Origin of the sequence: Stenotrophomonas sp. 59 (assembly GCF_030291095.1) — a bacterium.
In the GTDB taxonomy this organism is placed as follows: Bacteria; Pseudomonadota; Gammaproteobacteria; order Xanthomonadales; family Xanthomonadaceae; genus Stenotrophomonas; species Stenotrophomonas maltophilia_Q.
Genome location: NZ_CP127408.1, coordinates 2905441 through 2917924 on the forward strand (window position 1 = coordinate 2905441; position 12484 = coordinate 2917924).

Genomic DNA, 12484 nt, shown 5'->3' on the forward strand with positions numbered 1-12484 from the left:
GTCTCAGCGCAGCAGCGCAACCACTATGCACACCGCCACCAGAGCCAGCGCGGCCCACTGCATCGGCACGAAGAAGAAGTGATGGGATGCGGCCACACCCTTCTGCCGGGGTGCACGGTTGAGCCACAGGCCCAGCAGCACGTTCACTACCGCGCCAACACCTCCACCCAGGAGAACCTGCTGCAACGGAATGTTGCCTTTGGGGCCATCATGCGGAAAGAAGTACGCCAGCAGCAGAATTGCTGCGATCGGCGTCACCAGCGTCATGAAGCCCCAACCGCGATAGATCATAGTGCAGACCCTTGAAAAAAACGGCCTGCATTGTAGCGGGGCTTTGGAAGGCCCCCAGAGAATGAAATTGATGGCGGTGCGTGGGTGGCCGCTCTGCAAAGCCGAGCCCATGCTCGGCTGCTTGTTTAGGAGCCGAGCATGGGCTCGGCTCTACAGACGGCCAGAGAACAGCGCATCCATGCATGGCGTGAATCTACTGGCCGCGCCGCCGTTGCAGCGGCGCGGCCCTTGCCACTCAGCGAAGCCCGGTCTCGTTGCGGGCGATCACCAGGCGCTGGATTTCCGAAGTGCCTTCATAGATCTCGGTGATCTTGGCATCACGGAAGTAGCGCTCCAGCGGCATTTCCTTTGAATAGCCCATACCGCCATGGATCTGCACCGCCTGGTGGGTGATCCACATCGCGGCTTCAGAAGCGGTCAGCTTGGCCACCGCCGCTTCGGTGCTGAAGCGCTTGCCCTGGCCCTTCACCCACGCCGCGCGCAGGGTCAGCAGCAGCGCCGCGTCCAGCTTGCACTTCATGTCGGCAATCTTGGCCTGGGTCATCTGGAAGGTACCGATGGCCGCACCGAACGCCTTGCGCTCCTTCACGTACTCCAGGGTCGCTTCATAGGCGGCACGGGCGATGCCGATGGCCTGCGAGGCGATGCCGATACGGCCAGCATCAAGCACGCTCATGGCGATCTTGAAGCCCTCGCCTTCCTGGCCCAGCACATCCTCAGGCTGCGCTATGTAGTCGTTGAACTCGATCTCGCAGGTGGCCGAGGCACGAATGCCCAGCTTCGGCTCGGTCTTGCCGCGACCGAAACCCGCCTTGTCGGTATCGATGATGAAGGCGGTGATGCCGCGCGCGCCCTTGTCCGGCTCGCTCATCGCGAACAGCACGATGTACTTGGCCACCGGGCCGGAGGTGATCCAGCTCTTCTTGCCGTTGATCACGAAGGTGCCATCGGCCTGCTTCACCGCGCGGCAACGCATGGCCGTGGCGTCCGAGCCCGACTGCGGCTCGGTCAGCGCGAACGCGCCGATGGCCTCGCCCTCGGCGATCGCACGCACGTAGGTCTGCTTCTGCGCTTCGGTACCGTGGGTGAGGATGCCGTTGCAGAACAGCGAATTGTTGACCGACATGATGGTCGAATGGGCTGCGTCGGCGGCGGCGACCTCCACCATCGCCAGCACGTACGCAACCGGGTCCATGCCCGCACCACCGTATTCGGTGGGCACTTCGATACCCATCAGGCCGTTCTCGCCCAGCAGGCGGATGTTGTCCAGCGGGAACTCGCCGGTACGGTCATGGTGCTCTGCGCTGGGGGCGATCTTTTCCTGCGCGATGCGCCGCGCCACGTCCTGCAACATCAACTGCTCTTCAGTAAAGCTGAAATCCACAACACCCTCCCGGGTACATGATGTTATGGGCCGCGCACGGCGTGCCCAGGTGCACCGATTGTACCGGGGCCCGGCGGCTTCCGTACGCCAGCGACTTGACCGCGGCAGGCCTTCTCAGCGAATATATCTCTATATCGCGATAGGTAGATATTTATGGATCTTGAAGACTGGTCGACCCGCCTGAAGGTGTTCGCCGATGCCACCCGCGTGCGCCTGCTGGCGCTGCTGGAGCAGGAAGAACTGACCGTGGCCGAACTGTCGGCGATCACCCGGCTGGCCCAGCCGCGCGTGTCCACCCATCTGGCGCGACTGAAGGAAGCCGGCCTGGTTCGCGACCGCCGCGCCGGCGTGTCGGCCTATTACCGCTTCGACGAGGCCCAGCTGGACCCGGCGCAGCGTGCATTGTGGCATGCCTTGAGCAACGGAAGCGACGACCCTCTGCTGCGCCAGGATGCCGAGCGCGTGGCGGCGGTGCTGGCCCACCGTGCCTCCGACCAGAACTGGGCCGACAGCGTGGCCGGCGACATGGAACGCCACTACTCTCCCGGACGGACCTGGGAGGCGCTGGCGCGTACCGCGCTGCCGCTGCTGGAAACCGGCGACGTGCTGGATATCGCCTCCGGCGACGGTGTGCTGGCCGAACTGGTGGCCCCGCATGCCAAGCGCTACATCTGCATCGACACCAGCGCGCGCGTGGTCGCCGCGGCCAGCGAGCGGCTGCGTCGCCTGCCCAACGTCGAAGTCCGCGAAGGTGACATGCATGCCCTGCCGTTCAAGGATGGCAGCTTCGACCTGGTGGTGCTGATGCACGCGCTGACCTATGCCAGCAAGCCGGCGCAGGCCGTGACCGAAGCCGCGCGCGTGCTGCGCCCGGGAGGCCGCCTCCTGCTGTGCAGCCTGGCCCGTCATGAGCACAAGGCGGCGGTGGAGGCCTATGGCCACGTCAACCTCGGCTTCAGCGACAAGGAACTGCGCAGGTTCGTCGACAAGGCCGGCCTGCAGGTCTCGAGCCTGGAGACGGTCACCCGCGAAAAGCGCCCGCCGCACTTCGAAGTGATTTCGCTGATCGCCAACAAGCCCTGAGCCGGAAACCGCCATGCCCGCCCTGCCCTGGTTGCATCCTGATCGTGCCAACGCCCTGCTCGACGCCCTGCGCGAGCGGATCCTGATCATCGACGGTGCGATGGGTACGATGATCCAGCGCTACGGCCTGCAGGAAGACGACTACCGCGGCGAGCGCTTCGCCGGTGGCTACGACCACGCACACGGCCCGGGCTGTGACCATGCGGCGCCGGAAGGGCATGACCTGAAGGGCAACAACGATCTGCTGCTGCTGACCCGGCCGCAGATCGTCGCCGACATCCACACCGCCTACCTGGAAGCGGGCGCGGATCTGGTCGAGACCAACACCTTCAACGCCACTTCGGTCAGCCAGGCCGACTACCACCTCGAACACCTCGTGTACGAGTTGAACAAGGCCGGTGCCGCTGTCGCGCGAACCTGCTGTGATGCAGTGGCTGCGGCCACGCCGGGCAAGCCGCGCTTCGTGATCGGGGTGATCGGGCCGACCAGCCGCACCGCCTCGATCAGCCCCGATGTCAACGACCCGGGCTTCCGCAACACCAGCTTCGACGAGCTGCGCGACACCTACCGCGAAGCCATCGACGGCCTGATCGATGGCGGCGCCGACACCATCATGGTCGAGACCATCTTCGACACGCTCAACGCCAAGGCGGCGCTGTATGCGCTGGAGGAAGCGTTCGATGCGCGCGGCGCGCGCTTGCCGGTGATGATCTCCGGCACCATCACCGACGCGTCCGGACGTACCCTGTCCGGGCAGACAGCAGAAGCCTTCCATGCCTCACTCGCCCATGCACGGCCGTTGTCGATCGGACTGAACTGCGCGCTGGGCGCCGATGCGATGCGCCCGCACGTGGAAACCCTTGCACAGGTCGCCGACTGTTACGTCAGCGCACACCCCAATGCCGGCCTGCCCAATGCCTTCGGCGAGTACGACGAAACGCCGGAGGACATGGCCAGCACCCTGCGGGGCTTCGCCGCCGATGGCCTGTTGAACCTGGTTGGCGGCTGCTGCGGCTCCACCCCCGACCATATCCGCGCGATTGCCAATGCCGTGGCCGGGCTGTCGCCGCGCGCGCTGCCCGGAACCCGGGAGCAGGCCGCATGAACGTTGCCGCCACCGTCCCGCACTTCCCGCCCTACTGCTGTTGAGCCGACGCCTGCCATGACGCCTGTCCGCCCTACCCGCCTGTCCGGCCTGGAACCCCTGGTCATCACCCCGGACCTGCTGTTCATCAACGTCGGCGAACGCACCAACGTCACCGGCAGCGCGCAGTTCCGCAAGCTGGTCAAGGAAGGCCGCTACGAGGAGGCGGTGGACGTGGCCCGCCAGCAGGTGGCGAGCGGCGCGCAGATCCTCGACGTCAACATGGACGAGGGCCTGATCGATTCGGAAGCGGCGATGACCCGCTACCTCAACCTGATCATGTCCGAGCCGGACATCGCGCGCATCCCGGTGATGGTCGACTCCTCCAAGTGGAGCGTGATCGAGGCCGGCCTGAAATGCCTGCAAGGCAAGAGCGTGGTCAACTCGATCTCGCTGAAGGAGGGCGAGGCGTTGTTCCGCGAGCATGCACGCAAGGTGCTGCGCTATGGCGCCGCTGCGGTGGTGATGGCCTTCGATGAAAGCGGCCAGGCCGATACCTGCGCGCGCAAGGTCGAGATCTGCACCCGCGCCTACCGCATCCTGGTCGACGAGATCGGCTTCCCGCCGCAGGACATCATCTTCGATCCGAACATCTTCGCCGTCGCCACCGGCATCGAAGAGCACGACAACTATGCGGTGGACTTCATCGAAGCCACCCGCATCATCAAGCAGACGCTGCCGCACTGCCATGTGTCCGGTGGCGTCTCCAACGTATCCTTCTCGTTCCGTGGCAACGAGACCGTGCGCCAGGCCATCCATTCGGTGTTCCTGTACCACGCGATCGCCGCCGGCATGGACATGGGCATCGTCAACGCCGGTGCCATGCCGATCTACGACGAGCTGGAGCCGGAACTGCGCGAGCGCGTGGAGGATGTGATCCTCAACCGCCGCAGCGACGCCACCGAGCGCCTGCTGGAGATCGCCGAGCGCTACAAGGGCAAGAAGGGCGCGGCGAAAACCGAAGACCTGGCCTGGCGCGAGAAGCCGGTGGCGCAGCGCCTGGCGCACGCGCTGGTGCACGGCCTGGATGCCTTCGTAGAGGAAGACACCGAGCTCGCCCGCCAGGCCTCCAGCCGCCCGCTGGACGTGATCGAAGGCCCGCTGATGGACGGCATGAACGTGGTCGGCGACCTGTTCGGCGCCGGCAAGATGTTCCTGCCGCAGGTGGTGAAGTCCGCGCGCGTGATGAAGAAGGCGGTGGCCTACCTGCTGCCGTACATCGAAGCGGAAAAGGCGCGCAGCGGCGACACCGCCAAGAGCAATGGCCGCATCATCATGGCCACGGTGAAGGGCGATGTGCATGACATCGGCAAGAACATCGTTGGCGTGGTCCTGGCCTGCAACAACTTCGAGGTGGTCGATCTCGGCGTGATGGTACCGGCACAGAAGATCCTCGATGCCGCGCGCGAACACAACGCCGACCTGATCGGCCTGTCCGGCCTGATCACCCCATCACTGGAGGAGATGAGCCACGTGGCCCGCGAGATGCAGCGCCAGGGCTTCGACCTGCCGTTGCTGATCGGAGGAGCAACCACCTCGCGCGCGCACACCGCACTGAAGATCGACCCGCATTACCACGCGCCGACGGTCTGGGTGAAGGATGCCTCGCGCGCGGTCGGCGTGGCCCAGTCACTGATCTCGCGTGACCTGCGCGAGGCCTTCGTTGCCGCCAACGAGGCCGACTATGCCGAGATCCGCGCCCGCCACCGCAACCGTGGCGACGCCAAGCGCCTGGTCACGCTGGAACATGCACGCGGGCAGAAATTCCAAGGGGAATGGGACAGCTACACGCCGCCGGCACCGAAACAGCCGGGCCTGCACGTATTCGATGACTATCCGCTGGCCGAGCTGGTCGATTACATCGACTGGACGCCGTTCTTCCAGGCCTGGGAGCTTGCCGGCAAGTTCCCGGCCATCCTCACCGACGAAATCGTCGGCACCCAGGCCAGCGATCTATACAAGGACGCACGCGCGATGCTCGACCGCATCGTCGGCGAGAAGTGGCTGACCGCCAAGGCGGTGTTCGGCCTGTGGCCGGCCAACAGCATCGGTGACGATGTGCGCGTGCAGCACCCGCAGGGCGAAACCACGCTGCACTTCCTGCGCCAGCAGGTGGACAAGCCGGCCGAGCGCCCGGATTTCTGCCTGGCTGATTTCATTGCACCAGCCGACAGCGGAAAACAGGATTGGATCGGCGCGTTCGCGGTCACCGCCGGCATTGGCATCGACGCGCATGTCGCGCGTTTCGAAGCCGAGCATGACGACTACAACGCGATCCTGCTGAAGGCCCTGGCCGATCGCTTCGCCGAAGCGCTGGCCGAGCGCCTGCACCAGCGCGTGCGCACCGGATTCTGGGGCTACGACCACGCCGAGACACTGGACAACGAGGCCCTGATCGATGAGCAGTACCGTGGCATCCGCCCGGCCCCCGGCTATCCGGCATGCCCCGAGCACAGCGAGAAACGCCGGTTGTTCGACCTGCTGCAGGCCGAAACCAACGCCAGCATGGAACTGACCGAGAGCTTCGCGATGCTGCCGACCGCCGCAGTGTCGGGTTACTACTTCAGCCACCCGCAGAGCCAGTACTTCGTGGTCGGCCGCCTCAGCCGCGAGCAGGTCAGCGACTACGCCCGGCGCAAGGGCGTGGACCGCGCCCAGGCCGAGCGCTGGCTGGCTTCCAACCTCGACTACGATCCCGAATGACACGGTAGCGCCGGGCCATGCCCGGCGCCATCCCTCTCCGCCGGGCGTGGCCCGGCGCTACCCTGCGTTGTTCTCGCGATGACCGTTCCTGCTGCCCGCCTCTCCAGCTTCTATCTGTTCTACTACGCGGCACTCGGTGCGTTCACTCCGTACTGGAGCCTGTTCCTCACTGCACGCGGGATGAGCGTGACCGCCATCAGCGTGATGATGGGACTGTGGTATGCCACGCGCGTGGTCGCACCCAGTGCCTGGACCTCGCTGGCGGCCACCTCACCGCGGCCGATCCGCCTGTTGCGCATCGGCTGCGTGCTGACCCTGATCAGCTTCACCGCATTCCTGCTGCCCCTGCCGCAGCCGTGGATGTATCCAGCGATGATCGTGTTCTGCTTCTTCTACAACGCGGTGATGCCGCAGTTCGAGTCGATCACCCTCACCCATCTCGGCAGCGACAGCCATCGCTACGGCCTGATCCGGGTCTGGGGTTCGCTCGGCTTCATCGCCATCGTCACCCTGTTCGGCTGGCTGATCGAAGGTGACGGCACTACCAGCCGCGCGGGGCTGCTGCCGTGGATGATGCTGCCGCTGTTCGTCCTGCTGGTTGCCTCGGCCTTCAGCAACCACTACGCACGCGACATCGGCAGGACCGGCGGCGATGCCAGCGGCTTCTGGCAGATCGTGCGGCGCCCGCCGGTGCTGGCGTTCTTCCTCGCCGCTTTCATGGAGCAGCTCTCGTTCGGCCCGTACTACACGTTCTTCTCGGTCTACATGGACCACCACGGCTATCGCACGTCCACGCTCGGCCTGCTCTGGACCATCGGCGTGGTGTTCGAAGTGGGCGTGTTCTTCACCATCGGCCGTTTCTTCCGCCGCTATGACGCCAGCTGGATGCTGCTGATCGCCCTGGTCAGCTCCTGCCTGCGCTGGGCGGTGACCGCGCTGTTCCCGGAAAACCTGCCGGTGATGCTGCTTGCGCAGACCGCGCACGCGCTGGGCTTTGCCGCGTTCTTCGCGGCGGCGATGCAGATGCTGGCGACCTACTTCCCGGGTCGCCTCAACGGCCATGGCCAGGGCCTGCTGTACGGATTCTCGTCCGGTGTCGGCGGCGTGCTGGGCGCGCTCATCGCCGGCCAATTGTGGAAGATCGACGAGGGGCGCACGGCCTTCCTCGCCGGTAGCGGGTTCGCTCTGGTCGGCGCCCTGCTGTGCTTCTTCGCGCTGAGCCTGCCGTTGATCCGTGCACGCCGCAGTGCTGCGCGCGCCCGGTAACGAAAACGCCGGGCAATGCCCGGCGTTCTCATCGTGCAGCAGGTGCGGTTACCAGACCAGGTCGTCCGGTACCTGGTACTGCGGATCCGCGTAGGGATCTTCCTCAGCCGGTGCGTTCGGGTCGACCTTCAGTGCCACCGATGCGGCAAACACCGCTTCGGACTGTGCCAGCACTTCGGCGGTCACCAGCAGGTAACGGCCATTGAGCTGGACCACGCCCAGTTCACCGGCATTGAGCGCGGTCAGCTGTTCGGCGGTCACGTAGATGCGCTTGATCTTGCCGCCATACGGGAAGTGGCGGGCAATGTCTGCCGCCTCGGCATTGAGGCTCTTGTCCTTCAGCAGTTCTTCCAGCTTGGCCTTCGCCTCGCGGCGCACGCGTGCCTCTTCCTGCTTCAGGCGCTCGGTCTCGATGCGCTCTTCCTTCTCGCGCTGCGCACGGATGGCATAGGCCTTGGCCAGATCCATTTCTTCGGCGCTGCGCGGCTTGCGCGGGCCATGCGGGCCCTGGCCACGCGCAGGGCCACCGGGCTTGCCCGGACCGCCCGGCCCACGGCGCTCGCCAGGCTTGTGCTCGCCCCGGCCTGCGCCCTGCGGCTTTCCATTGCCATTGCCACCCTTGCCCTGCGGGCGGCCATCACGGCGGGGGCCATCATTCTTGCGCTCGGGCTTGGGCGCCGGCTTGAAGCCCAGGCCCATCAGCTGGTCGCGGAGGGTATCGCTCATAGGATTCGGATCAGTAGTGCGGCGGCGGCGGTTCGCTCGCCGGATCGGAAGAATTCAGTGCATTGCGGACCTTGCCCAGGTCCTCCAGCAGCACGCGCAGCACGTCGGCGTTGCGCATGCCCTGCATGCGGGCATCGGCCAGCGCATCGCTCAACTCGGCAAGCGCCTGTTCCTGGAAGGACACGCGCATTTCCAGTTCGACCAGGCGCGCTTCCAGCGCCTGCTCGCGTTCGGTCGGCAGCAGGTCAGACATGCAGCGAACGCCCCCGGCCAATGCCGTAGTACGCCAGGCCAGCAGCTTCCACTTCGGCCGGATCGTACAGATTGCGCCCGTCGAACACTGCCGCGTCCTTCAGCTGCTCGCGCAGCTTCTGGAAATCGGGGCTGCGGAACTGCTTCCACTCGGTGACCACCACCAGCGCGTCGGCCCCTTCGAGGGCTTCATCGGCACTGCTGCAGAACACCAGGTCATCGCGCTCGCCGAAGATGCGCTGCGACTCATGCATCGCTTCCGGGTCGTAGGCACGCACCGTGGCACCGCCCTCCCACAGCTGCGCCAGCAGGCGACGGCTGGAGGCTTCACGCATGTCGTCGGTGTTCGGCTTGAAGGCCAGGCCCCACACGGCAAACGTCCTGCCGCGCACGCCTTCGTCCTCGCCCTTGTCGTAATGACGCTGGATGAGGGCGAACAGGTGGCCCTTCTGCGCATCATTGACCGCTTCCACGGCGTTCAGCAGCTTCGGCTCAAGACCATGCTGCTGCGCGGTGCGGGCCAGCGCCTGCACGTCCTTGGGGAAGCACGAGCCACCGTAACCGGCGCCCGGGTAGATGAAGTGCCAGCCGATGCGCGGGTCCGAACCGATGCCCTGGCGGACCTGCTCGACGTCGGCACCGACACGCTCGGCGATGTTGGCGATTTCGTTCATGAACGAAATCTTGGTCGCCAGCATCGCGTTCGCCGCGTACTTGGTCAGCTCGGCCGAGCGCACGTCCATTTCCACCACGCGGTCGTGGTTGCGGTTGAACGGCGCATACAGGCGACGCATCACCGCCACCGACTCCTCGCTGGTCGCACCAATGATGATGCGGTCCGGGCGCATGCAGTCGGCGACCGCGTCGCCTTCCTTCAGGAATTCCGGGTTGGACACCACGTCGAAGGCGATGTCCGCGCCACGCGCGGCAAGTTCCTCGGCAATGGCGGCACGCACCTTGTCGGCGGTGCCCACCGGCACCGTCGACTTGTTGACCACCACGGTCGGCACGCTCATGTGCCGGCCAATGGTACGGGCCACGGCCAGTACGTACTGCAGGTCAGCGCTGCCGTCCTCGTCCGGCGGGGTACCGACGGCGATGAACACCACCTGGCCATGCGCGATCGCGGACGCGGCATCGGTGGTGAATGCCAGCCGCGACGCGGCGTGGTTGGCCTTCACCATCGGCTCCAGGCCGGGCTCATAGATCGGGATGATGCCCTGGTTGAGGCCATCCACCTTGGCCTGGTCGATATCGACGCAGACCACCTGATGACCGACATCGGCCAGGCAGGTACCGGTCACCAGACCTACATAACCGGTACCGAAAATCGCAACGCGCATGTCCGTGCAGGCTCCGTGGTGGCTTACGGCAGGACGCCCAGCAGCTCGACGTCGAACGTCAGAGTCGCGTTCGGGCCGATCGGGCCACCCGGGGTGCCATTCTCGCCATAAGCCAGATTGCCCGGGATCCAGAAGCGGTACTTCGAACCGACCGGCATCAGCGCAACGCCCTCGGTCCAGCCCTTGATCACCTGGTCCAGGCCGAACTCGGCCGGCTGGCGACCATAGGAACTGTCGAACACGGTGCCGTTGAGCAGCTTGCCTTCATAGTTCACGCGCACCTTGCTGCTCGGCAGCGGGCGCTCGCCGCTGCCCGGGCGGATGATCTGGTACTGCAGGCCCGAGGCCGTCGTCACGACGCCCGGCTGGGTCTTGTTCTTGGCCAGGAAGGCATTGCCTTCTTCGCGGTTGGTCTGCGCGGCAGCGGCAGCCTTGGCCTGCATTTCAGCCTGCTTGCTGCCCATGAAGGCCTGGATGGTGGCGGTCGCGTCGGCTTCCGTCATCTTCGGCTGGCCCTTGGTCAGGCCGGTGCTGATCGCGTCAAACAGCGAGGCAACATCGATGTCGTCCTTCAGCTGCGCCAACGACGGGCCCACAGAGTAGGAACCGATCATCTGCGACACCTTGACGCGGTCGACCTTCGGCGGCTGCGAACCCGGCGCCATGCCCGGCACCTGCTGGCCGCTGCGGGCCATCACGACCTGGCGCAGGGCCGCGTCGGTGGCCTTGGCCTGTTCCTGGGTGATCTGCGGCTGCAGGCCTTCGAACGAACGCTCCACGGCGGTGCGCAGCGCGGCCACGTCGATCTCATCGGCGATCGGGGTGAACGACTTGGCCACGTCCAGGCCGATGGCGTAGCCGAGCTTCTGCTTCGGGGAATTCAAGGTTGCGGTCTCCTTGGCGGCTGCGGGGGCAGCCGGTTGTTGCGACAGAGCGACACCCGAAGTGCCCATCGCCAGAATCAGAACCGACGCCGCGGCGCCGCGCATTCCCATCTTCATTCGCTGCATTCCTGGAAGTGTCTGGGCGCCGACGTCGGCGCGAAAAGAAACATTGTCGCACGCATGCCGTCGATGTCGAGGCATCCGTGCCGGATATCAATGTGCGGCGGCTGCAGCCAGCGCCTTGTCGATGGCCGCGGTCAGCTGCGGATCATCCGGTGTCACCTTGCTGGCGAACTGGGCGATGACCCTGCCATCGCGGCCGACCAGGTACTTGTGGAAATTCCAGCCCGGTGCCACGCCGGTGGCCGCCGTCAACCGTTGATAGAGCGGCGTCGCCTCCGCACCGACCACATGCACCTTCTCGAACATCGGGAACTTGACCCCGTAAGTGAGCGTGCAGAAATCCTGGATCTGCTTCTCGTCGCCCGGTTCCTGCCCCTTGAAATCATTGGAGGGGAAACCGAGCACCGCGAAACCACGGCCTGCGTAGCGCTTCTGCAGCGCCTCCAGTCCTTCGTACTGCGGGGTGTAGCCGCACTTGCTGGCGGTATTGACCACCAGCAGCACCTGGCCGTGATAGCGCTGCTGCAGGTTGACCTGCTGCTTACTGGCCAGCGGCCGGTAGTCCAGGTCGAGCAGGTCGGCGGCCAGGGCGCTGGCGGAACCGGCGACACCGGCCACCATCAGGGCCAGCAGGGACAGGCCGCGCAGGCGGCGCGGAGTAACGGTCGACAGGGGCATCAGGAGCGGTCCGCGGTAGCCAGTCACAGGGCCCGGCCAGCAGCGGCCGGGAATCGGCCGAACTATAGCACCGGGCTTCAATGGCCCAGATGGCAGGGGGCGGCCCAGGCTTTGCGCGGCGTGGCGGCTACGCCCTTCGCCGGTCTCCATTGGCGAAGTGATGACATGGTATGGACATCGCTGAATGGAAGGCAGGCCTGGATTGGCCCATGCGACACTTTTATTTCCCTTTATAATCAATTGCATAAAGTGCTATTTCAACGATCTGACCGCCCCTGCCATCAGTTGGGGCCGGCAGGGGGTTGCACATGGGCGTGCCGGTGTTATAGTTGCATACAACACCAGTCACCTGAGACAGGGGGAAGCCATGAACATCCGGATCCGTCGCAACCTCGCCGCACCCGCGGCCGCTGCCGTTTCGACCCTGATCGTGCTGGCCTGGTTGGCCGCGCCCAGCCTCCCCGACTCCGCTGACAGTGCGCAGGACGCGACCGCCTCGCCGGCAGGGAACGCCACTGCCCCCTCCCCCCCTCCCCCGCGTCGGCTGCACAGCTCCCTGTCCATGCCGTATTTCTCGTTCGCCCAGCCGCTGACCCCACGGAGCTGA

General features: G+C 65.7%; 12 protein-coding genes. 5 read left to right on the forward strand and 7 right to left on the reverse strand.

Features of this window, described 5'->3' with window-relative positions:
- Window positions 1–3: 3 nt before the first annotated feature.
- Both QP552_RS13530 and QP552_RS13535 read right to left on the reverse strand, forming a co-directional pair.
- A complete protein-coding gene (locus tag QP552_RS13530; RefSeq protein WP_286073862.1) occupies window positions 4–291 on the reverse strand; it encodes a hypothetical protein in 288 nt (95 codons plus the stop codon).
- A 235-nt stretch (window positions 292–526) separates the two neighbouring features.
- Window positions 527–1675, reverse strand: coding sequence for an acyl-CoA dehydrogenase family protein (locus QP552_RS13535; RefSeq protein WP_286073863.1), 1149 nt, complete (start codon window positions 1673–1675; stop codon window positions 527–529).
- Between the two features lie 153 nt (window positions 1676–1828).
- On the opposite strand from QP552_RS13535, the gene QP552_RS13540 reads away from it, so the two are divergent.
- The 4 genes from QP552_RS13540 (at window position 1829) to QP552_RS13555 (ending at window position 7871) form a co-directional block, all read left to right on the forward strand.
- On the forward strand, window positions 1829–2758 hold the full coding sequence (locus tag QP552_RS13540; RefSeq protein WP_010480432.1) for a metalloregulator ArsR/SmtB family transcription factor: 930 nt from the start codon (window positions 1829–1831) through the stop codon (window positions 2756–2758).
- Between the two features lie 13 nt (window positions 2759–2771).
- Complete coding sequence (locus tag QP552_RS13545; protein WP_286073864.1) at window positions 2772–3863, forward strand: homocysteine S-methyltransferase family protein; 1092 nt, start codon at window positions 2772–2774, stop codon at window positions 3861–3863.
- A 57-nt stretch (window positions 3864–3920) separates the two neighbouring features.
- A complete protein-coding gene (gene metH, locus QP552_RS13550) occupies window positions 3921–6605 on the forward strand; it encodes a methionine synthase (protein WP_286073865.1) in 2685 nt (894 codons plus the stop codon).
- A 78-nt stretch (window positions 6606–6683) separates the two neighbouring features.
- Window positions 6684–7871, forward strand: a complete 1188-nt coding sequence (locus QP552_RS13555) for an MFS transporter (RefSeq protein WP_286073866.1) — start codon at window positions 6684–6686, stop codon at window positions 7869–7871.
- Between the two features lie 48 nt (window positions 7872–7919).
- On the opposite strand, the gene QP552_RS13560 is transcribed toward QP552_RS13555, so the two are convergent.
- From QP552_RS13560 to QP552_RS13580, 5 genes are all read right to left on the reverse strand, one after another.
- Window positions 7920–8597, reverse strand: a complete 678-nt coding sequence (locus QP552_RS13560) for a DUF2058 family protein (RefSeq protein WP_111113356.1) — start codon at window positions 8595–8597, stop codon at window positions 7920–7922.
- Between the two features lie 10 nt (window positions 8598–8607).
- Window positions 8608–8850 carry a SlyX family protein gene (locus QP552_RS13565; RefSeq protein ID WP_005410256.1) on the reverse strand — a complete coding sequence of 81 codons (243 nt, stop codon included), beginning with the start codon at window positions 8848–8850 and terminating at the stop codon, window positions 8608–8610.
- Window positions 8843–10192: a UDP-glucose/GDP-mannose dehydrogenase family protein gene (locus QP552_RS13570; RefSeq protein ID WP_106550264.1), complete on the reverse strand. Its 1350-nt coding sequence runs from the start codon at window positions 10190–10192 to the stop codon at window positions 8843–8845. Before QP552_RS13570 ends, QP552_RS13565 begins: the two co-directional genes overlap by 8 nt.
- Before the next feature lie 23 nt (window positions 10193–10215).
- Window positions 10216–11193, reverse strand: a complete 978-nt coding sequence (locus tag QP552_RS13575) for an FKBP-type peptidyl-prolyl cis-trans isomerase (RefSeq protein ID WP_106550265.1) — start codon at window positions 11191–11193, stop codon at window positions 10216–10218.
- Window positions 11194–11289: 96 nt separating this feature from the next.
- Window positions 11290–11877: a glutathione peroxidase gene (locus QP552_RS13580; protein WP_286073867.1), complete on the reverse strand. Its 588-nt coding sequence runs from the start codon at window positions 11875–11877 to the stop codon at window positions 11290–11292.
- A gap of 367 nt (window positions 11878–12244) precedes the next feature.
- On the opposite strand from QP552_RS13580, the gene QP552_RS20985 reads away from it, so the two are divergent.
- A complete protein-coding gene (locus tag QP552_RS20985; protein WP_106550266.1) occupies window positions 12245–12484 on the forward strand; it encodes a hypothetical protein in 240 nt (79 codons plus the stop codon).

What these genes read in the sequence shown, in the direction of transcription:
- QP552_RS13530 (WP_286073862.1), bottom strand. Translation starts at nt 291, where the DNA reads ATGATCTATCGCGGTTGGGGCTTCATGACGCTGGTGACGCCGATCGCA.
- QP552_RS13540 (WP_010480432.1), top strand. Translation starts at nt 1,829, where the DNA reads ATGGATCTTGAAGACTGGTCGACCCGCCTGAAGGTGTTCGCCGATGCC.
- QP552_RS13545 (WP_286073864.1), top strand. Translation starts at nt 2,772, where the DNA reads ATGCCCGCCCTGCCCTGGTTGCATCCTGATCGTGCCAACGCCCTGCTC.
- metH (WP_286073865.1), top strand. Translation starts at nt 3,921, where the DNA reads ATGACGCCTGTCCGCCCTACCCGCCTGTCCGGCCTGGAACCCCTGGTC.
- QP552_RS13555 (WP_286073866.1), top strand. Translation starts at nt 6,684, where the DNA reads ATGACCGTTCCTGCTGCCCGCCTCTCCAGCTTCTATCTGTTCTACTAC.
- QP552_RS13560 (WP_111113356.1), bottom strand. Translation starts at nt 8,597, where the DNA reads ATGAGCGATACCCTCCGCGACCAGCTGATGGGCCTGGGCTTCAAGCCG.
- QP552_RS13565 (WP_005410256.1), bottom strand. Translation starts at nt 8,850, where the DNA reads ATGTCTGACCTGCTGCCGACCGAACGCGAGCAGGCGCTGGAAGCGCGC.
- QP552_RS13570 (WP_106550264.1), bottom strand. Translation starts at nt 10,192, where the DNA reads ATGCGCGTTGCGATTTTCGGTACCGGTTATGTAGGTCTGGTGACCGGT.
- QP552_RS13575 (WP_106550265.1), bottom strand. Translation starts at nt 11,193, where the DNA reads ATGAAGATGGGAATGCGCGGCGCCGCGGCGTCGGTTCTGATTCTGGCG.
- QP552_RS13580 (WP_286073867.1), bottom strand. Translation starts at nt 11,877, where the DNA reads ATGCCCCTGTCGACCGTTACTCCGCGCCGCCTGCGCGGCCTGTCCCTG.
- QP552_RS20985 (WP_106550266.1), top strand. Translation starts at nt 12,245, where the DNA reads ATGAACATCCGGATCCGTCGCAACCTCGCCGCACCCGCGGCCGCTGCC.